Origin of the sequence: Nonomuraea sp. KM90, assembly GCF_052246675.1 — a bacterium.
In the GTDB taxonomy this organism is placed as follows: Bacteria; Actinomycetota; Actinomycetes; order Streptosporangiales; family Streptosporangiaceae; genus Nonomuraea.
Window position 1 is genome coordinate 17,906 of the sequence record NZ_JBQQCB010000089.1, and the last position, 20,248, is coordinate 38,153.

Below are 20,248 nucleotides of genomic sequence, written 5' to 3' on the forward strand. Positions count from 1 at the left end.
GGCTCCATGTGCCACGGAACCCGGCCGGCGATGCGCTCCGTAACGGCGGCGCGCCACTGACCGGTCAGCGGGCGTTCCCCTGGACAGACGCGAGCCGGGGTCGGCGGGTGGCCGGCCCCGGCAGCGCGTAAAGGAAGGCCGCCCGCAGGGGCCGGCGGGTGGCCGGCCCTTGCGGCGCGTGACTATGCCTCCGTGTGGGGGAGGTTGCTGGCGGCGACCAGCGTGCGGATGGCGCGCAACGCGACCGACAGCGTGGCGAGGTCGAAGTTGTCGCTCTCCCAGATCTCCGACAGCGTCTGCCGGGCCCGGGACACCGCCGCCGAGTTGGTCTCCGACCACCGCGCCAGCCGCTCCTCCGGCGGCAGCCCCGGCTTGCTGTGCGCCAGCACATCGCGCGTCAGCGAGGCGTGTGCGGCGTACAGGTCGTCGCGCAGGGCCGAACGCGCGATGGAGTTCCACCGGTTGTCCCTCGGCAGCGCGATGACCCGCTCCCGCAGCCGGGACAGCTGCAGCCGGTCGGCCAGGTCGAAGTACACCTCCGCCACCTCGTTGACCGGCCGCCCCGTCAGGGACGAGATCTCCACCAGGTCCAGCGTCGAGTACGCCGGCACCATCGCGGCCACCCGCTCGGCCAGCTCCATCGGCACCCCGCGGGCCGCGAACGAGTCCCGGCGCTCCTCGTAGGCCGCGATGTCGGGCCCGGTCAGCAGCTTCGGGATGTGGGCGACGAGGCCGTTGACCCCCTTGACGAAGAAGCTGACGGACCCGGCCAGGTCCAGCGGCGGCCGGCGGTTGACCAGGAGCCAGCGGGCGCCGCGCTCGGCCAGCTTGCGTGCCTCCAGCAGCATGGCGATCTGGACGTCCGTGCTGACCTTGTTGTCCAGCGACTCCACGGCCCGGTAGAAGCTCGGCAGGTCGAAGACCTCCCGAGCCACCAGGTACGCCCGCACGATGTCGGGCGTCGAGGCCCCGGTCTCCTCCCCGAAGCGGAACATGAACGTGGTGCCCGCCGAGTTGACCAGCTCGTTCACCACGCAGGTGGTGATGATCTCGCGGCGCAGCGGGTGCTCGTCCATGTACGTGCGGAACCGCTCCCGCAGCGCCGACGGGAAGTAGGAGACCAGCCACGAGGCGAGGTACGGGTCGTCGGGCAGGTCGGAGCCCAGCAGTTCGGCGTCGGCCACCAGCTTGGTGTAGGCCAGCAGCACCGAGAACTCCGGCGCGGTCAGCCCCAGCCGGGCCTGCCGCCGCTCGGCCAGCGTCTTGTCCGAGGGCAGGAACTCCAGCTCCCGGTTGACCAGCCCGTCCCGCTCCAGCTTGCGCAGGTAGCGGGCGTGGATGTGGAGCATCTCGACGGCCTGCGTACGGGCCGCGGCCAGCACCACGTTCTGGGCGTAGTTGTCACGCAGCACCAGGTCGGCGACCTCGTCGGTCATCGAGGTGAAGGTCTGGTTGCGCTGCTTGTCGGTCAGCTCCCCGTCGCGTACGACCTGGTCGAGCAGGATCTTGATGTTCACCTCGTGGTCGGAGGTGTCCACCCCGGCCGAGTTGTCGATGAAGTCGGTGTTGACCAGCCCGCCGTTGAGCGCGAACTCGATCCGGGCCAGCTGCGTGAAGCCCAGGTTGCCGCCCTCGCCGATGACCTTGCAGCGCAGCTCGGAGGCGTTGACCCGGAGCCCGTCGTTGGCCTTGTCGCCCACGTCGGAGTTGGACTCGGCGCCGGCCTTGACGTAGGTGCCGATGCCGCCGTTCCACAGCAGGTCGACCGGGGCCCGCAGGATGGCGCTGATCAGGTCGTTCGGCGCCATCGAGGCGACGCCCGACGGGATGCCCAGCGCCTCGCGCATCTGGGGCGTGATCTGGATGGACTTGGCGGTCCGCGGGAAGACGCCGCCGCCGGCCGAGATCAGCTTGGCGTCGTAGTCCTCCCACGAGCTGCGCGGCAGCTCGAACAGCCGCTGCCGCTCGGCGAACGAGCGGGCGGCGTCGGGCGACGGGTCCACGAAGATGTGCCGGTGGTCGAACGCGGCGACCAGCCGGATGTGCTGCGACAGCAGCATGCCGTTGCCGAACACGTCACCTGACATGTCACCGATCCCGGCCACGGTGAAGTCGGTGTTCTGCACGTCGACGCCGGTGGTGCGGAAGTGGTACCTGACCGACTCCCAGGCGCCCCGGGCGGTGATGCCCATGGCCTTGTGGTCGTAGCCGATCGAGCCGCCGGAGGCGAAGGCGTCGCCCAGCCAGAAGCCGTACTCCTTGGCCACGCTGTTGGCGATGTCGGAGAAGGTGGCGGTGCCCTTGTCGGCGGCGACCACGAGGTAGGTGTCGTCGCCGTCGTGCCGCACGACGTCCGGCGGGGGCACGACCTTGCCGTCCACGAGGTTGTCGGTGATGTCGAGCAGCCCGGAGATGAACATCCGGTAGCACGCCACGCCCTCGGCGAGCTGATCCTCGCGGGAGCCGGACTTGGGCGGACGCTTAACGACAAATCCACCTTTAGACCCAGTCGGCACAATAACGGTATTTTTCACCATCTGTGCCTTCACCAGGCCGAGAATCTCCGTACGGAAGTCCTCCATCCGGTCCGACCACCGCAACCCGCCCCGCGCCACTTTCCCGAACCGGAGATGCACGCCTTCGACCCGGGGCGAGTAAACGAATATCTCGAACTTCGGCCGCGGCAACGGCAGCACGCTGATGGCCTGAGGGTCGAACTTGAGCGAAATGTACGGTTTGCGGCGTCCATCCACAGTTTGGAAGTAATTAGTGCGCAATGTCGCCTGAATCATCTCCAGGTACGCCCGCAGGATCCGGTCCTCGTCCAGCGAGGCCACCTCGTCCAGCGCCCCGAGGATCTCCTCGGTGAGCGCCTCCACGAGGTCCACCCGCACGTCCTCGCCCCGCCGCGGGTCGAGCTTGGCCTCGAACAGCCGCACCAGCAGCCGCGCCAGCCGCACGTTGTCCTTGAGCACCTGCTCCATGTACGGCTGCGAGAACGTGCTCCCGGCCTGCCGCAGGTATTTGGCGTAGACCCGCAGGATCTCGACCTGCTCCCAGGTCAGCCCGGCCGCCAGGATGAGCGCGTTGAAGTCGTCGGCCTGCACCCGGCCCTGCCACAGCGCGGTGAGCCCGTCCTGGAAGAGCCGCTTGAAGTCGTTCCTGTCGACGTCGTCGGAGGGGGTGTAGCGCAGCCCGAAGTCGTAGATCCAGGCGTTCTTCGTGCCGGGGTCGTTGTCCCGGTCGACCTCGTACGGCCGCTCGTCCACGACCTCCACGCCGAGCCGCTGGATCAGCGGCAGCGCCTGGGACAGCGAGATGGGCGAGCCGACCTTGTAGATCTTGAGCCGCCGCTCCCCCTCGGCCGCGTCGTACGGCTCGTAGAGGTTGATCCCGACCTCCTCGCCGTCGCCCCGCTCGACGAGCTGCTCCAGCCGCCGGAGGTCGACCACGGCCACCTTGGGCGGGAAGTCCGCCTTGTAGCCCTCGGGGAAGGCGGAGGCGTACCGCCTGATGAGCGTCGGCGCCTCCTCCTCCGAGGTCATCTCCCCCAGAGCGGTGGCCAGGTCGTCCTCCCAGGAGCGGGTGATGGCGGCCAGGCGCGCCTCCAGCTCCTCCACGTCCACGCTCGGCGGCGGGAGCGGCCTGCCCCGCTCGCCCCGCACGACCACGTGCAGCCGGGCCAGCACCGACTCGCCGATCATCGCGCTGTAGTCGAGCGACCGGCCGCCCAGGGCCTTGAGCAGCACTTCCTGCATCTTCAGCCGCACCTTGGTGGTGTAGCGGTCGCGCGGCAGGTAGATCAGGCAGGAGATGTAACGGCCGTAGTCGTCGCGCCGCAGGAACAGCTTGACCTGCTTGCGCTCGCGCAGCCGCAGCACGCCCATCGCGATCGGCAGGAGCTGGTCGACCGAGGTCTGGAACAGCTCGTCACGCGGGAACGTCTCCAGGATCTCGATGAGGTCCTTGCCGTCGTGGCTGTCGGGCGCCAGCCCGGCCTGGTCGAGCACGTCGGCCAGCTTGCGCCGCAGCACGGGGATCCGGGAGATCGACTCGTTGTAGGCCACGTGCGTGAGCAGGCCCAGGAAGCGCCGCTCCCCGATCACCTCGCCCTCGGGCGAGAACAGCTTGACCCCGATGTAGTCCAGGTAGGTGGCCCGGTGCACGGTGGCGCGGGAGTTGGCCTTCGTGATGATCATGAGCTGCTTCTCGCGCGCCTTGGCACGCACCTCGGCGGGCAGCGCCGCGAAGCTCTCGGAGCTCACCTTGTCGTCGCGCAGGATGCCCAGGGCCGCCCCGGGCAGCGCGCGCAGCGCCTCGCCCTCGTCGGTGTCCTCCAGGCGGTATTCCCGGTAGCCCAGGAACGTGAAATGCCCGTCGGCGAGCCAGCGCAGCAGGTCGAGGCTGTCCTCGACCTCCGCGGGCTCCAGCGGCGGCGGGTTCATGCTCAGGTCTTCCGCGGTCTGTACGGCCAGCGCCCGCATCTTCCTGAAGTCCTCGACCGCGTGGCGCACGTCGGAGAGCACCCGCTGCAGGTCGGCCTCGATGGCCTTGAGCGCCGCCGAGTCGGCCTGGCGGTCGATCTCGATGTGGATCCAGGACTCGACCAGCATCTGGCCGGTGACGTCCTCCTGGCCGCGGCCCAGCATCCGGCCCGTCATGTCGCGGCGCACCCGCATCTGCGGGTGGACCAGCAGGTGGATGCCCAGGTCGTGCCGGTCGAGCTCCATCGTGACCGAGTCGACCAGGAACGGCATGTCGTCGGTGACCACCTCGACCACGGAGTGGCCGGGGTCCCAGCCGTTCTCCTCCAGCGTCGGGGTGTAGGCCCGGACCACCGCCCTGCCCTGCGGGCGGACCTCGGCGAGCTGCCTCTGGGACATCGCGGGGCCGTAGACGTCAACGGGGTTGCGGTCGAGCAGGTCCTCCGGCGCGACATGTCGATAGTAGAAGCGCAGGAAGGACAGAGCCTCCTCGGTGCTCACGTGCTCGCTGCTCACCGCGCAACTTTCGGCGGCTCGCTGGAGCAGCTCATCCTTGGCCTCGTCGAGCGGCATTTCGCTCTCACTCCTTTGTGAGGGTTCGCCATGGCTGTTCATAGCCAGGCCCTAAGTTCCCACAGCAGCGGGAAGTAGTGCAGGCGTGTCCTACCGCGCAGGTAGGGAGCACCTGTCGAGCCGCCTGTGCCCGACTTGGTGCCGATCTGGCGTTCGACCATCTGGACATGACGCATCCGCCACAGCGCGGCGGTCTCGTCGTGCGTCAGCAGGTCCTCGGCCAGTTGCCACAGGTCGTCGTAAGACCCGCGGTCCCTCGCCACGGCCAGCAGCGAGCCCATGATCTCGTCGTCCGAGACCGGCAGGCCACGCTGGGAGAGGGCGGTGAGATAAGCATCCCACAGCGTGGGCTCCGCGAGCCTGCGACGCAGCCGGGCGAGCTCCTCCTCGCCGGCATGCCTGAAGGTGCCGAGATAGCGCTCGTCCTTCAGCCCCGACAGGAACTCCAGCTCCCGGAACTGCACGGACTGGAACCCGCTGGCGGGCGACAGCTTGGCGCGGAACTCCAGGAAGTCCTGGGGCGTCATCGTCTCCAGGACCTCGACCTGCTCGATCAGCACGCGCTCGACCGAGTGCACCCGCCGGAACAGGTGCCTGGCACGCCAGAGCTCGCCGGCGAACAGCGCCTCGCGGGCACCCTCCAGCTCGTGGAGCAGCAGCTTGAACCACAGCTCGTAGACCTGGTGGATGGTGATGAAGAGCAGTTCGTCAGGAGCCTGCGACTGCGGCTGCTGCTGGGCGAGGAGCTCGGGCAGGCGAAGATAGCCGCCGTACGACAGCCGGCCGCCTTCCTCGCCGAACTGCCGACGCGGGGGCCCGGGCGCATCACCGTCGATGCCCACCGAACACCTCCCCCTGACCGCCCGGCCACGCATGACCGGGCGCAACGCCTCGCCGTACCGATATCACCCGAAAAGGGCACAGACGTCAACGTGACATCGACATCGGGGGATCGTCGCCGGAAGTCGAGGAGGGGTCGTGTTTGAGCTCGTCGAGCTGATCCGGCAGCTCGGCAAGCTCAATCAGCTCCGCCTGGCATCGCTCGCATGTGTCGAGGTGGCGCTCGAAGGCCTCGTGCTCCTCTTCATCGAGGACGCCGAGGACGTAGGCGGCCACCCCGTCATGCATCAGCCGGCTACCCCCTTGTCCCGCAGCAGCTCGCGGAGAGCCCGGATCCCGTAGTAGAGCCGGGACTTCACCGTGCCCGGCGGGATCCCCAGAATCTCCGCCGCTTCACTTATCGTACGGTCTCGGAGGTAGGTCTGCTCAATGACTTCGCGGTGTTCTTCGGACAGGGATCGGAGAGCGTCCGCGACGACCATCGCCGACAACGCTCGCTCCGACCCATCTGGCACCGACATCATGTCGACTTCGGGCGGCTCGACCTCCTGCGGCCGGACGCTCTTCCGCCGACGACCATCAATGACAATGCGGCGGGCCACTGTCAGTAGCCACGCCCATATGAGGCTTGGTTCCCATTGCAGTCTTGCCGAGTTCCGCCAGGCCCGGACGAGCGTCTCCTGCACTACGTCTTCGGCCCACTGAAGGTCATTACCTGTGGATTTGCGGACGTGTCGCAGCAGAGGGCCGCCGAACTCCTGGTAAAGCACCGCGATGCGATGCTCCGCCTCGGCATCCGCACTCTCGAACCTGCCGTCGAGGTGACCTAGCACGGGGCACATCTTTACACCTTCGTTATCCAAGCGGTAGCCACTCCGATAACTCCAGTCATTTCTAACTATCTCCGGCCATACGTGAACCCCAGCCGGTAGGCCCGCGTACCTCCGACCATGCACAGGCTTTTGCGCGGCGAGCTGTTCATGCTCGGCGGCTTCGTCGTAGCCGCCGCCGTGACGATCGTGCTGGTCATGCCGCCGGCGATCGACCCCGCGGCCGCCCAGTGGACACAGACGTCGTCGGGGCCGCTCACGGCCGCCGACCGCGACCTGCTGGTCAAGGTACGCCAGGCCGGGCTGTGGGAGATGCCCGTCGGCGAGTACGCCAAGACCCGCGCCGAGTCCCAACGCGTGAAGGAAGTCGGCCAGCTCATCATGAAGGAGCACATGGAGCTCGACCTGCTGACCCGGCAGGTCGCCAAGAGGCTCGGTGTGGCCCTGCCGGATGAGCCCAATCCCGACCAGCAACGCTGGATGGCCCAGCTGGCGTCGGAGAGCGGACCGGCCTTCGACAAGGACTTCGCGAACCTGTTGCGTGCCGCGCACGGCAAGGTCTTCACCGTCGTGGCGGGCGTACGGTCCGGGACGCGTAACTCGGAGATCAGGAAGTTCGCCCAGGAAGGCATCAACTACGTGATGCGCCACATGGCGTACCTGGAGTCCACCGGACTGGTCGACCACAGCCAGTTGCCCGAACCCCCGACGCCCTCACCCGCTCCACCCGTCGCAATGGCGGTCGAAAAGAGGAGACACACATGAGGAGATCCAGACGCATGGCCGCGGCCGTGTCCGCCCTGGCCGTGGCGGCCGGCGGCCTGGTGTCCGCGGCTGTCATAGGCGTGGGCACCCCGGCCCTCGCCGACCACTGCGACCCCGCCGAGGCGACACAGACGCCCCAGGCGCGACAGTCCCAGCAGCAGGACCAGAACCAGGAACAGAACCAGGAACAGGACCAGGGCCAGGGCCAGCAGCAGGACGAGCAGGGCCAGGACCAGCAGGGTCAGCAGCAGGACCAGCAGCAGCAGGCGCCCGAGCAGAACACCGATCAGCAGGAGGGCGACCAGCAGGCGCCCCAGGGCGGCGGCATCGCGCTGGACCCCGCGCAGTCCCCCGAGGCCCAGTCCCCTGACGGCCAGTCGCCGGAGGCGGAGGCCCCCGAGGCCGCGCCGGAGGAGAGCCCCACGGCCCAGTCCCGCCGTCGCGGCGGCAACAACGGCAACCAGTCCCCGAGCCCGAGCCCGAGCCAGAACCCCGATGACGGGGGCACGGCGTCGCCTTCGCAGAGCCCCACGGGATCCCCCTCGCCCTCCCCCACCGGGACCGGCGGCGCCGAGGAAGAGTGCGCCGACCTGGGCCCGTTCCCCGAGGACTTCGTGGACATCCGCCAGGTGCAGGGCAACGGCGGCCTGCTCAACCCGCGGATCGGCAGGAACGGCTCGCGCGGCACGTTCGTCTCCCAGTGCGGTACGAACCGCAACGGCCACAACAACCCGGACAACTTCATCGTCGCCCCCGGCGTGAGCAACGGGGCGCACCACCTGCACGACTACGTGGGCAACCTGTCGACGGACGCGTTCTCCACCGACGAGAGCCTGGCGGCGGCGGGCACGACCTGCCGGCTGGGCGACAAGTCCACGTACTTCTGGCCGGTGCTCAGGGACCGCAAGTCGGACGCGAACGCCAATGACCCGGACGGCAACGTCGGCCAGGTGCTGCGTGCCCGCGCCGTGACGCTGCAGTTCCGCGGCAACGCCACCTCCAGGGTCGTCGCCATGCCGAGGTTCCTCAGGCTGATCATGGGTGACGCCAAGGCCGCGACGAACGGCGGCGCGAACGCCCGCGCGGCGTGGAGCTGCACGGGATTCCAAAACCGCATAACTCCCGACAAATACCCGCTTTGCCCGCGCGGCAGCCAGGTGCTCCGTATTCTGGACTTCCCTAGCTGCTGGGACGGCCAGAACACCGACAGCGCCAATCACCGCACGCACGTGGTCTTCCCCGACCAGAGTGGTGCCTGCCCGCAGGGCACCAGGGCGATTCCGCAACTTCGCATGACCCTCACGTACTCCGTGCCTCAGGGTCCGTCGTACGCCCTGGACGCCTTCCCGGAACAGAAGCACAACCCGGTCACCGACCACGCGGACTTCGCCAATGTGATGCCCGACCGGCTGATGCAGTTCGTCGTCTCATGCATCAACCGGGGTCGCCGTTGCTGATCTGAACACCTGCCCGCACGGGCACCCAGCCTTCCGAGTCGCACCCTCACTCGACCTTGGAGGGAAATACATGCTCCACAGACGAAGCCCTCGGCACGCCCCCACCAAGCTGGACACCAGGAATGTCCGGCTGGGGGCGAGTGCCTCGATCGCCGCGATCGTGCTGTCGGTGTTCGCACTGACCAGGACGGAGCGCGGGATCGGGCTGCTCGGCCAAGGCATCGGCTTCCTCGAGTTCTACGCCGGCGTGTTCGCCCTGGTGCTGCTGACCGCGACCGTCGCGCTCGGCCTGCTGACCACCGAACGCGTCTTCCTGACACCGGCCAACCGGGTCAGGGCCCAGCTCGCTCACCGGGCCACCGCGCTCATCGGGCTGGCGTACCTGGTCACGCACATCACGCTCATGATCAGCCTGGGGCACGTACCGCTGGGGGCTGCGGTCGTGCCGGTCGCCGGAATCTACGTGGGGCTCGGCGCGCTGGCCTTCGACCTGATGGTCGTGGCCGTGGCGACGGGAATGGTCAGAGGCCGGTTCGCGGTGCGGAGCAGGCCGTGGATGTGGCGGATCTTGCACTCCGCCGCGTACGTGGCCTGGCCCGTCGCCATCATGCACGGATTGACGGCCGGCCGCCCGCCGGCCGGATGGGTGGCCTGGTCCTACGTGGCCTGCCTGGCGGCGGTCGGCGGCGCGCTGATCGTCCGCGTGCTGGCGACCGTGCGCCGGCCACCCGTCATACCCGAGAAGGTCGCAGGACCCGCGGTGACCGCCGCCGCCGCCGTGGGAGTCCCGTCAGAACGTCCTCAGAAGGCCCGGCCTGTCCCGGCCGGCGCCGCGGCGGCGACGGCGACGGCCGCCAACGCACCCGTGAGCCTCGCCGAGGCCCGGCGCAGATATCGGGAGGCCGGATGAGCCCGCTCGCAGTCCCCCTGCTCACGATCCCAAGGGAGAGGCCGTGATTCCGGCTCGAGTGCCACGGGTCTTACGCATGGGTCCCGCCCGGCTCACCGCCGGGCTCGACCACTGCCGCCGGCTCGACCTGCCCGCCCACCGCACACTCCACGGCGTCGTGGAGCCGCGGGAGCTGGGCGAGCTCATGTCGTACGCCAACGAGGTGGACATGCGTGGCCGGGGCGGCGCGGCGTTCCCGTTCGCCCGCAAACTGAAGGCCGTGGCCGACGCGGCCGGCTCGGGAGAGAGCGTCGTGCTGGTCAACGGCGCCGAGGGCGAGCCGGCCAGCTCCAAGGACGCCATGCTCCTCACCCGCAACCCGCACCTGGTGCTGGACGGGGCGGTGCTGGCGGCCGAGGCGCTGGGCGCCCGCGAGGTGGTCGTCGCCACGGCCGGTGGCGAGGTCGCCGAGGCGTCCGTCGCGGCCGCCGTGGCCGAGCGCCGCGCGGCCAACATCTCCGGCGGCGCGGAGAGCCGCGTCCCGATCCGGGTGGTCGGGATCAAGGAGCGGTTCATCTCCGGCGAGGGCGGCGCGCTCGTGCGCGCGGTCAACGGGGAGGAGGGCATCCCGCCGGGTAGGAAGAAGCGGGCCGCGACGAGCGGCGTGGACGGGCTGCCGACGCTGCTGTCCAACACGGAGACGTACGCGCAGTTCGCGCTGCTGGCCGAGTACGGGCCGGAGAAGTACGCCGAGGTGGGCACCAGCAAGGAGCCGGGCACGATCCTGCTCACCGTCAGCGGCGGCGCGGCCCACGGCGCGGTCATCGAGACGCCCACGGGCACCCTGCTGGCCGACGTGCTCGCGCTGTGCGAGGCGGAGGTCGGCGACGGCGTGCTCGTCGGCGGCTACCACGGCGCGTGGCTGTCGGCGGAGGTCGCCGAGACGGCGGTGATCTCGCGCGAGGGCATGAAGATGGCCGGCGCCACTCTGGGGGCCGGCATCATCGTCCCGCTCGGCGAGTCCACGTGCCCGCTGGGCGAGGCCGCCAGGGTGGCCTCGTACCTGGCGGCCGAGTCGGCCGGCCAGTGCGGCCCCTGCCGGCTCGGGCTGCCCGACGTGGCCCGGGCCATCTGCGCCCTGGCCGAGGGCACGGGCTCGGTGGACGCGGTACGCCGCTCCGTACGCGTCGTCGAGCGCCGCGGCGCCTGCTTCCACCCCGACGGGACGGCCAAGTTCGTGCTGTCGGCGCTGGACGCGTTCGAGACCGAGATCGCCACCCACCTGGAGCACGGCTCCTGCGGCCGGCCGGTACGCGGCGTGCTGCCGATGCCGGAGCGCGAGGCCGAGGCCGAGTTCCGGCTGGAGGTCGACTGGTCCCGCTGCCAGGGGCACGGGCTGTGCGCGCACCTGCTGCCCGAGTTCGTGGACCTGGACGACTACGGGTTCCCCTCGTTCAGGAAGATCCCCGGGTTCATGGCCAGGGAGGCGCGGCGGGCGGTCGACATGTGCCCAGCGCTGGCCCTGCGGCTGGCGCAGACCACCGGCGACGGCCCCCAGCCCGCCGGATCGCCGCTGCGGCTGGTCAAGGACGGGGTGCTCAAGAAGGCCGGGGAGAGCGCGCCACGGCTCAGCCGGGTGGGCGGCGTCACACGGATCACGAGAGTCGGAGGGACGGCCGGGTGATCCCGAAGTGATGCATATGTGACCAACCCGGCGGATCTCCGGCGCGTCTCACCCATGGTTCACACGTTCTACGGGAAGACAGCCCATGAACCGCCGGGATTTCCTGCACGCCACCGCGCTCACCCCGCTGGCACTCTCCGCACCGGCACCTGCTCTCGCCGGGCCACCGCCCGACTGGGCCAGGTTGCGGAGGCGGCTGGCGGGCACGCTCGTGCTGCCGGGGGATGCCGGATACGCCGCCGCCCGCCGCCTGTACAACCCGGCCTACGACGGGATCAGGCCGCAGGCGGTCGCCTACTGCGCGAACCCGGCGGACGTCTCGGCGTGCCTGGCGTTCGCGCGGGCCGCCGGCGTGCGGGTCACCAGCCGCTCGGGCGGCCACTCGTACGCGGGCTGGTCCACCGGTACCGGACTGGTGATCGACGTGTCCAGGATGAGCTCGGTCGCCTACGCCGGCGGCCGGGCCACGATCGGCGCGGGCGCCAAGCTCATCGACGTCTACGACCGCCTCGCCCGCCGTGGCGTGAGCATCCCCGCGGGCTCCTGCCCCACCGTCGGGATCGCGGGGCTCGCGCTGGGCGGGGGCATCGGCGTGGTCTCCAGGAAGTACGGGCTCACGTGCGACGTCCTCGAGTCGGTACGCGTGGTCACGGCCGACGGCCGGCTGCTGACCTGCGACGCCGGGCACCACGCCGGGCTCTACTGGGCCTGCCGGGGCGGTGGCGGCGGCAACTTCGGCGTGGCGGTGTCCTTCACGTTCAGCACGCACCCGGCCGGCGACCTCACCGTGTTCTTCCTGCACTGGCCGTGGGCGAAGGCGGCCCGGGCGGTGCGGGCGTGGCAGTCGTGGGGGCCGTCCGCCCCGGACGAGCTGTGGTCGTCGCTGCACCTGACGCGCTCGGCGGGCGGGCTGGACGTGCGGATCGGCGGCGTCCACCTCGGGCCCAGGTCCGCGCTGGACCGGCTGCTGGCCCCGCTCGTCGCCGGGATCGGCCGGCCGTCGTCCCGCTCGGTGCGCACGACCTCCTACCTGGACGCCATGAAGATCATGGCGGGCTGCTCGTCGATGTCGGTGGCCGAGTGCCGGCGGATGCCGCGGGCGGCGTTCTCGGCCAGGTCGCACCTGGCCTACCGGAGGTTGCCGGCGGACGGGGTGCGGGCGCTGGTGAACGGAGTGGCACGCGGCGGGCGGCACTCGGTGCTGATGGACGCCATGGGCGGGGCGATCGGCCGGGTCAGCCCGTCGGCCACGGCGTTTCCCCATCGGGCGGCGCTTTTCAGCGTGCAGTATTACGCGGAAGGGATGGGTCGAAGCTGGTTGCGTGGTTTGCATGGCGACATGTCCCGATATTTCGGGGATCACGCCTATGTGAATTACATTGACCCGGATTTAGGAAATTGGCGGAGCGCGTACTACGGGTCGAACGCCGCGCGGCTGGCGGAGGTGAAGGCTACCTACGATCCCGATCGCGTGTTCCGCCTGCCGCACGGTCTTTAGACCAGTCGAACCCGCCCCGGACGTACACGGGTTCGCCGATCTTCACGATCTCGTACAGGCGCTTGGAGGTCTCGATCGGCAGGCGTACGCACCCGTGGGAGGCCGGGCGCAGCGGCACCCTGGTCGAGCCGTGCATGGCGATGCCACCGGTGAAGTACAGCGAGTTGAACATCGACCCCAGCCGCCCCGTCGTCCAGCCCGGCGCCCGCCGCGACACGCGGAAGTTCCCCACCGGCGTGATCGCGTTCCCGCAGCGCCCGTCCTTGCAGTAACGCACCTCCGCGCCGGAGGAGATGTGCGAGAAGAGCACGGGCCTGCGGTCACGGTAGACGGTGAGGAGCTGGTCACGCAGGTCGATCTCGACCCGGTCCGGCCCGCCCTCCGGCACCAGGGGGCGCCAGCGGAACGGCCGGTCGAGCGCCCTCCACACCTGCGGCCCGATCTCTCCCTGGGGCATCATCCGCCGGCTCTTCTGCAGCGCCCACACCGCGAGCTTGGTCTGCTCGTCGTACACGCCGTGGATCCGCCCGTAGTAGTAGCGCCCGGTGTGCAGCCGCCGCTGCAGCAGCCTGACGGCCTCCCCGCGGTCCCCGGGCCGCAGCACGACCCCTTTCACCGCTTCCGTGTCCGTTGTGTCCGGCGTGTCCGCCGCGGCGGCGACCGGCAGGCCGCAACTGATGCCGGCAACGACGCCGAGGGCGACAATTCCCCGAAGTTTTGTCCTCATAAATCGACGCGTACCCAGGTTCGCCGAGAATTCATCTCATACAGAGGTTTTGGCAAGCAAAGTCCCGGCCTAATAAGCGAATCACGTTAAATATGGGCATTTCCCTTTTATGGCTGCACAATTACGCGTCACGCGTCACGCGTCACGCGTCGCGCGAGCGGAGCAGCAGGCCGCCGCCCACCAGCGCCGCGGCGGCCCAGGCGGCGACCACGCCGAGGCCGGCCCACGGGCCGATGAGCATGCTCGGCAGGCTCGTGGTGGCCTGGACGGCCAGCCCGGCGTTCATCGGCGAGAGCCGCCACAGCCACAGCTGCAGATCCTGGTTCCTGACCATGAGGACGACGAGCGGGAAGAGGTAGAGCAGCCCCAGCACGGCTCCGGTGGCCACCGCCGAGTCGCGTACGGCCGTCGCCACCCCCAGGCTGATCAGCGCGACCAGCACGAGATAGAGCACGGAGCCGGCCGCCGCGCGCAGCGTGGGCCCGTCGAGCAGCGACAGCGGCGGATGGCCGTGCTCGGGGGTGAAGCCGTTGCCGGGCAGCAGCAGCCGCCCCGCCAGCACGGACCCGAGCACGGCCACGGTTCCGGCGGCCGCCGTCAGCCCGGCGAGCAGGCCCGCCCTGGCCGCCAGCCCGGCGATCCGGCGCGGCATCGCGGTGAGGCTCGTCCGGATCATCCCCGTGCCGTACTCCCCGCAGACCGCCACCACGGCCAGCAGCGCGACCAGCCCCTGGCCGAGCTGGACCCCGAAGAGGCCGATCCGGGCCGCGTCCTGCCCGCAGCCCGCCGACGGACATGTCATGACGGCGGCCGCGACCGCGCTCCCGGCCACGGTCAGCACGACCGCCCCGAGCAGCAGCAGGCCGGGGGCCGCCACCGTGCGCAGCTTCGTCCACTCCGCGTGCAGTTCCCGCCTCACGCGTCCCTCCTGTTCAGCCGGTGGACGGCCAGTCCGAGGGCGAGGGCCGCGTACGCGCACAGCACCGCGAACCCGCCCCACGGCGGCAGCGGGTAGTAGCCGGACGCCGGCGCGTAGTGCGAGATCACCTGCGCGTACTCCGGGATGCTCTGCTGGATCGCGAAGCCGGCGGCGGGGGTGAGCCGCAGCAGCCACCGCGACGCCTCGTCCGGCAGGATGGACGCGGTCGCCAGCACGTACGGGACGACCAGCGCCAGGATCGCCACGATGACCGCCATCGAGCTGCGCCGGAAGAGCGCGCCGAGGGCGAGGGCGAGGATGGCGGCCACGGCGAGCAGGGCCGCGACGCCCGCGATCACCCGCACCTCGGTCAGCGTGCTCACCGGAAGGGTGAAGATGCCGTTGCCGCGCAGGATCCCGCGGGCGACCGGGAGCGTGACGGCGGTGGCCGCCAGCCCGGCCACGAACGTGGCCGCCCCCACCACGGCCGCCTTGGCCACCAGCACCCGGCCGCGCCGCGGGCTGGCCAGCAGCGTGGTGCGGATCAGCCCCCGCCGGTACTCCGCCGTGACGAACAGCACCGCCACCACGATCACCACGATGAGCGCGACCAGCGTGCCGGTCAGCGTGCGCTCGATGGTGCCCTCGTGTGTGTTCGGGGCGATGTCGCCGGTCCCCGTGACGGCGAACGTGCCGCCGTGCCGGATGTGCGTGCCGGGGTGGTGCACGTTCCCGTCCGGGTTCACGTCGGCGCCGATGTCGTCCCCGCGCCACGTGCCGCCGGGCGCCGCGCCACGCACGCCGACCTGGTCCATGATCGCGGTGACCTCGGCGAAGCGCGAGGCCGCCGCCGACCCTCCGAGCGGGTTCCGCGTCACCCGGACGTCGCCCGGGGAGGCCGCGAACACGCCGATGCGCACCTTGGCCGGCAGCCCTTCCAGGCGGGCGGTGCCGATCCTGGTCCACGTCCTGCCGTCGCGCGACTCCTCGCCGATGATCGTGTCGGCGGCGCGGGTCAGCCGCAACCAGCGCGGGGCTCCGGCGGACACGCCCTCGGGGCCGCCGGCGACGTCCTCGGTGAAGTCGTGCTGCATGCGCACGCCGTGCGCGCCCGTGACCATCACCGCGGCGTACGCGGCCCCCGGCTCGGCGCTCTCCTTGACCATCACCCCGGCCTTCGCCCACGGCACGACGCCGGAGACGACGTTCCGCACGCCCGGGGTCTCGTCGGGCAGGCGGATCTGGCCGCTCATGGAGGTCACGCGGGCGGTGATGAACCCGTTCCCGTTCAGCTCCTGGCTGACGAAGTAGAACCGGTCGTCGACGGCCACGCCGTTCGGGCCCAGCGTGGGCCAGGGACAGGGCACCTCGATCGGGCCCTGGCTGCACGAGGAGTTGCTGCCGGTGGCGAAGAGCAGGCCGAGCCCCACGATGAGCAGCGAGGAGGCCACCAGGCCGGCCACCCAGCCGCGTACCGTCCTGAGCTTGGTCCACTCGGCGCGCAGCAGGCGGGTCATCGCGCCGCTCCCCGGAACTCCACGGCGTCCCTGGTGAGATCCAGGTACGCCTCCTCCAGCGTCGCCCGATGGGCGCTCACCTCGGAGAAGGGCACCGACTCCGCCCCGAGCAGCCGGACGATCTCCCCCGCGGGCAGGCCGGAGACGACCAGCGCGTCCCGCTCGCCGGCCGCCACCGTGGCCCCGGCCCGGGCCAGGGCCGACATGGCCGCCGAGCGTGCCCCCGTACGCAGTGTCACCCGGTCGCGGGACGCCGAGGTGATCAGCTCGTCCACCCCGACGTCCGCGACGACCCGGCCGCGGCCCACCACCACGAGATGGCCGGCGGTGTCCTGCAGCTCGCTCATCAGGTGACTGGAGACGAGTACGGCGCGGCCCTCGGCGGCCAGCGACCGCAGGAAGCCGCGGATCCACACGATGCCCTCGGGGTCGAGCCCGTTGAACGGCTCGTCCAGCATGAGCACCGGCGGGTCGCCGAGCAGCGCGGCGGCGATCCCCAGCCGCTGGCGCATGCCCAGCGAGTAGCCGCCGGCCCGGCGCCGCGCGGCCGTGGCCAGCCCCACCTGCTCCAGTACCTCGTCCACGCGCCGGACCCCCAGGCCCTGGGAGTGGGCCAGCCACAGCAGGTGGTTACGCGCGGTACGGCTCGGCTGCAGCGCGGCCGCGTCGAGCAGCGCGCCGACGTGGCTCAGCGGACGGCGCAGGCTCCGGTACGGCCGCCCGCCCACCAGTGCCCGGCCCTCGTCGGGCGCGTCCAGTCCGAGCACCACCCGCATCGTCGTGGACTTGCCCGCGCCGTTCGGCCCGACGAACCCGGTCACCTGCCCCGGCAGCACGCTGAACGTCATCCCGTCCAGCGCCGTCGTCCCTCCGAACCGCTTGCGCAGCCCGCTGACTTCGATGGTCGCTTCCATGCCAGGCAGACTAGGCAGCGGTGGCGGGCACGATCGTCACGCCGGGGAGCGATCCTCGCCGTCGCTCGTGCCAGCGAGAACCCGTCCCTCGTACGAGGGATGCCAGACGGGGGGACGGCGGGAAACAATGATGGCCGTGGAGTACGACCGGCGTGGCAGGTGGGCGGGCCCGGTGGGGTGGATCGTCCCCTACCTGCCGATCGTGATCGTCGCGCTGCTGACACTGCTCGCCGTGGCCGAGTCGATCGCACAGTCCGGGCACGCGGCGAGCCTGTCGTTCTCGGAGACGGTCGCGGCGCCGGCCGGCGATCAGACCTCGCAACCCGGCGGCGTCCCGGCCGCACGGCCCGGCGACGCCCCGGCCGCGCAGGCCGGCGGCGACGGTGCGATTCCGCAGGTCGTGATCTTCCCGCTGCTCGCGCTGGCCACCACGCTGCCCCTCGTCCTGCTGTGGAACCAGCCGGCCGTGGCCGGGCTCCTGGTCACGGCGGCGAGCCTGCTGTCGATCGGCGCCTTCCACACCTTCACCGCGGCCGGTCTGGTGGCGCAGCTCGTCGCGGCCTACCGGCTCGGCGGGGCGGCGTGGCGGGCCGTGCTCATCACCGTCCCCTACCCGCTGCTGGCGGTGGCGCTCGAACGCGCCGGCCTGCCGGGAGGCACGACCCGCCTGCTCATGCTGCTGCTGGCCTGCCTGGTCCCGGCGGCGGCGCTGGCCGGGATCGCCCGCCGCGCCCGCGGCCAGGCCAGGACCGACACGGCCGCCCGGCAGGTCATCGCCGACAGCCTGCTGGAGCACGCCGCCCGAGGCGAGCGCGCCCGTATCGCCAGGGAGCTGCACGACGTCGTGGCGCACCACATCTCCATGGTCGCCGTGCAGGCCGAGACGGCCAGGCTGGCGGTCCCCGGCATGCCCGCGGCCGGGGCGGAGCGGCTGTCCGCGATCGGCGACACCGCCAGGGCCGCGCTGACGGAGATGCGGCGGCTGCTCGGCGTGCTGCGCGAGGACGCCGAGGCGGAGCCGACCTGGCGCCCGCAGCCCGGCCTGCGGCTCGACGAGCTCAACGAGCTGCTCGACGAGGCGCGGGAGGCGTCGGGGAGCGGGGTGCGGCTGATCCTGCGCGGCGCGCCGGTCGAGCTCGATCCGGGGGTGGAGCTGGCGGCGTACCGGATCGTCCAGGAGGCGCTCACCAACGCCCGGCGGCACGCGCCGGGCGCCGCCGTGGACGTGGAGCTGGACTACACCGGCGACACCCTGCACCTGGCCGTCCGGGACAACGGCCCGGGACCACGCGCCACGGGGGCGGGCGGCGCGGAGGTGGGGGGTGGGCACGGGTTGTCCGGGATGCGGGAGCGGGCGACGGCGGTCGGGGGCGAGCTGCGCACCGGCCCCGCACCGGGCGGCGGTTTCCTGGTCGAGGCCCGGCTGCCCGGGAAGAGCGCCGCATGACGGCGGCGATCAGGGTGGTGATCGCCGACGATCACCTGGTCGTGCGCACCGGGTTCGCCGAGCTGCTCGACACCCAGCCGGACTTCGAGGTGGCCGGCACCGCCGCCGACGGGGCCGAGGCGGTCCGGGTCTGCCGCGAGGTGTCACCGGACGTCGTGCTCATGGACGTACGCATGCCCGGCATGGGCGGCATCGAGGCCACCCGGCTGCTGGCGGGTCCAGAGGGGCCGCGGGTGCTCATCCTGACCACGTTCGACCTCGACGAGTACGTCTACGACGCCCTCCGGGCCGGCGCCAGCGGCTTCCTGCTCAAGGACGTCACCGCCGAGCGCCTCTTCGACGCCGTACGCGTGATCGCCGCCGGGGAGGCGCTGCTGGCCCCGGCCGTGACCCGGCGCCTCATCAGCGAGTTCGCCCGGCTGAGCCCCCGCCCGCCGGCCAGGACGCTGTCCACGCTCACCCCGCGCGAGACGCAGGTCCTGCGCCTGGTCGCGGAGGGCCTGTCCAACCCCGAGATCGCCGCCCGGCTGATCGTCACGGAGGAGACGGTCAAGACCCACGTGAGCCGCGTGCTGAACAAGCTCGGCCTGCGCGACAGGACCCAGGCCGTCGTCACGGCATACGAGACCGGCCTGGTCGTACCGGGCGAACGAGGCTGACCCGGGTCCGGACGCGCGAGCCGGCCGTCAGGCCGCCGGTGCCGGGCAGCCGTCGCGCCGGTAGCGGCCGGGCGCCATGCCGTATTCCCGCTTGAACGCGTTGGCGAAGGCGAACTCCGACCCGTAGCCCACCTGGGCGGCGATCTCGCTCAGCGGCGCGTCCGTCTCTTTCAGCAGCCGGGCGCCGGAGGCCAGCCGCCACCACGTGAGGTACGCCAGCGGCGGCTGCCCCACCAGCGTGGCGAACCGGCGGGCGAACGCCGCCCGCGACAGCCCCGCCCGCGACCCGAGCTCGGCCACGGTCCACGGGTGGGCCGGGTCGCGGTGCATGGCGTCGAGCGCCGTGCTGATCTCCGCGTCGGCCAGCGCCGCCGACCAGCCGGAGACCTCGCAGTGCCCGTGCTCGGCCGTGAACCAGGCCCGCAGGATGTACAGCAGCAGGGTGTCGAGCAGGGACGAGACGATCGTGTCGGCGCCCAGCCGGGGATGGTGGATCTCGGCGCCCAGCAGGTCGACGGCGGCGCGCACCTCGGGGTGCAGCCCGGGGCCGGCCGGCAGGTGGATCATCTCGGGCAGGTCCCGCAGCAGCGGGTGCGCCCGGCTCGGGTCGAGCCGGTAGCCGCCGCACAGCAGCACCGTGGCCGGGCCCTGCCCGCCGATCGACGCGGAGGCGAACAGCTCGGCGTCCTCGGCCGGGTCGCACTCCGGCTCGGCCACCGGCGTGCCGGGGCTGTCGGCCATCGCGTAGCCGTGCCCGTACGGGAAGAAGACCACGTCGCCGGCGGACAGCATGACCGGCGGGCCCCCCGGTGGCAGCAGCCAGCCCGACCCCTGCAGGACCACCTGGAACGCGGCCGACCCGGGCGAGGAGGGGAATCGCTGGCCCCAGGGGGCACGCCACTCGACGCGCGCCGAGCGGGGCCGCCCGGTGCGCATGATGGCGATCACGTCGCTGAGCACATCCACACGAGGACTCTAACCCGAAAGACGCTGGCGTATGAATGGAAGACATCAACGCATTGGCCATCTCTCATCGCTCCCCTAC

At 71.4% G+C, this 20,248-nt stretch carries 16 protein-coding genes; 7 read left to right on the forward strand and 9 right to left on the reverse strand.

The genetic code is table 11. The features are described 5' to 3' along the window. Positions 1-182: 182 nt before the first annotated feature. The 4 genes from ACTWPW_RS46435 to ACTWPW_RS46450 form a co-directional block, all read right to left on the reverse strand. A complete protein-coding gene (locus ACTWPW_RS46435; protein WP_375112854.1) occupies positions 183-5,057 on the reverse strand; it encodes an NAD-glutamate dehydrogenase in 4,875 nt (1,624 codons plus the stop codon). Positions 5,058-5,095: 38 nt separating this feature from the next. After that, positions 5,096-5,899 (reverse strand): tryptophan 2,3-dioxygenase, encoded by an 804-nt coding sequence (locus ACTWPW_RS46440; protein WP_364119335.1) that lies wholly within the window; start codon positions 5,897-5,899, stop codon positions 5,096-5,098. Positions 5,900-5,984: 85 nt separating this feature from the next. Beyond that, positions 5,985-6,185, reverse strand: coding sequence for a zf-HC2 domain-containing protein (locus ACTWPW_RS46445; protein WP_375112853.1), 201 nt, complete (start codon positions 6,183-6,185; stop codon positions 5,985-5,987). Further along, positions 6,185-6,730 carry a sigma-70 family RNA polymerase sigma factor gene (locus tag ACTWPW_RS46450; RefSeq protein WP_185109925.1) on the reverse strand — a complete coding sequence of 182 codons (546 nt, stop codon included), beginning with the start codon at positions 6,728-6,730 and terminating at the stop codon, positions 6,185-6,187. The genes ACTWPW_RS46445 and ACTWPW_RS46450 overlap by 1 nt, the downstream gene beginning before the upstream one ends. 117 nt (positions 6,731-6,847) lie before the next feature. On the opposite strand from ACTWPW_RS46450, the gene ACTWPW_RS46455 reads away from it, so the two are divergent. The 5 genes from ACTWPW_RS46455 to ACTWPW_RS46475 all read left to right on the forward strand — a co-directional run bounded on the left by ACTWPW_RS46455 (position 6,848) and on the right by ACTWPW_RS46475 (position 13,020). Further along, positions 6,848-7,492 carry a DUF4142 domain-containing protein gene (locus ACTWPW_RS46455; RefSeq protein ID WP_375112851.1) on the forward strand — a complete coding sequence of 215 codons (645 nt, stop codon included), beginning with the start codon at positions 6,848-6,850 and terminating at the stop codon, positions 7,490-7,492. Continuing rightward, on the forward strand, positions 7,489-8,949 hold the full coding sequence (locus tag ACTWPW_RS46460; protein ID WP_443172513.1) for a DUF1996 domain-containing protein: 1,461 nt from the start codon (positions 7,489-7,491) through the stop codon (positions 8,947-8,949). The genes ACTWPW_RS46455 and ACTWPW_RS46460 overlap by 4 nt, the downstream gene beginning before the upstream one ends. A 70-nt stretch (positions 8,950-9,019) precedes the next feature. Beyond that, positions 9,020-9,859: a ferric reductase-like transmembrane domain-containing protein gene (locus tag ACTWPW_RS46465; protein ID WP_364119345.1), complete on the forward strand. Its 840-nt coding sequence runs from the start codon at positions 9,020-9,022 to the stop codon at positions 9,857-9,859. 76 nt (positions 9,860-9,935) lie between these two features. After that, entirely contained in the window at positions 9,936-11,522 is a 1,587-nt protein-coding gene (locus tag ACTWPW_RS46470) for an NADH-ubiquinone oxidoreductase-F iron-sulfur binding region domain-containing protein (RefSeq protein WP_375112849.1), read from the forward strand. 85 nt (positions 11,523-11,607) lie between these two features. Continuing rightward, positions 11,608-13,020 (forward strand): FAD-binding oxidoreductase, encoded by a 1,413-nt coding sequence (locus ACTWPW_RS46475; RefSeq protein ID WP_375112848.1) that lies wholly within the window; start codon positions 11,608-11,610, stop codon positions 13,018-13,020. On the opposite strand, the gene ACTWPW_RS46480 is transcribed toward ACTWPW_RS46475, so the two are convergent. The 4 genes from ACTWPW_RS46480 to ACTWPW_RS46495 all read right to left on the reverse strand — a co-directional run bounded on the left by ACTWPW_RS46480 (position 12,974) and on the right by ACTWPW_RS46495 (position 17,097). Beyond that, entirely contained in the window at positions 12,974-13,747 is a 774-nt protein-coding gene (locus ACTWPW_RS46480) for a L,D-transpeptidase family protein (protein WP_375112847.1), read from the reverse strand. The two genes, ACTWPW_RS46475 and ACTWPW_RS46480, sit on opposite strands and share 47 nt — an antisense overlap. Positions 13,748-13,889: 142 nt before the next feature. Next, entirely contained in the window at positions 13,890-14,666 is a 777-nt protein-coding gene (locus ACTWPW_RS46485; RefSeq protein WP_375112846.1) for an ABC transporter permease, read from the reverse strand. Then, positions 14,663-16,183: an ABC transporter permease subunit gene (locus tag ACTWPW_RS46490; RefSeq protein ID WP_443172514.1), complete on the reverse strand. Its 1,521-nt coding sequence runs from the start codon at positions 16,181-16,183 to the stop codon at positions 14,663-14,665. Before ACTWPW_RS46490 ends, ACTWPW_RS46485 begins: the two co-directional genes overlap by 4 nt. Next, the gene (locus ACTWPW_RS46495) at positions 16,180-17,097 is read right to left on the reverse strand and encodes an ATP-binding cassette domain-containing protein (RefSeq protein ID WP_375112844.1); all 918 of its coding nucleotides are present in this window, start codon (positions 17,095-17,097) and stop codon (positions 16,180-16,182) included. Before ACTWPW_RS46495 ends, ACTWPW_RS46490 begins: the two co-directional genes overlap by 4 nt. Positions 17,098-17,233: 136 nt before the next feature. On the opposite strand from ACTWPW_RS46495, the gene ACTWPW_RS46500 reads away from it, so the two are divergent. Together ACTWPW_RS46500 and ACTWPW_RS46505 are read left to right on the forward strand one after the other, a co-directional pair. Continuing rightward, on the forward strand, positions 17,234-18,544 hold the full coding sequence (locus ACTWPW_RS46500) for a sensor histidine kinase (RefSeq protein ID WP_443172515.1): 1,311 nt from the start codon (positions 17,234-17,236) through the stop codon (positions 18,542-18,544). Then, positions 18,541-19,203 (forward strand): response regulator, encoded by a 663-nt coding sequence (locus ACTWPW_RS46505; RefSeq protein WP_375112842.1) that lies wholly within the window; start codon positions 18,541-18,543, stop codon positions 19,201-19,203. The genes ACTWPW_RS46500 and ACTWPW_RS46505 overlap by 4 nt, the downstream gene beginning before the upstream one ends. A 27-nt stretch (positions 19,204-19,230) precedes the next feature. On the opposite strand, the gene ACTWPW_RS46510 is transcribed toward ACTWPW_RS46505, so the two are convergent. Beyond that, positions 19,231-20,169 carry an AraC family transcriptional regulator gene (locus ACTWPW_RS46510; protein ID WP_375112841.1) on the reverse strand — a complete coding sequence of 313 codons (939 nt, stop codon included), beginning with the start codon at positions 20,167-20,169 and terminating at the stop codon, positions 19,231-19,233. Positions 20,170-20,248 lie beyond the last annotated feature (79 nt).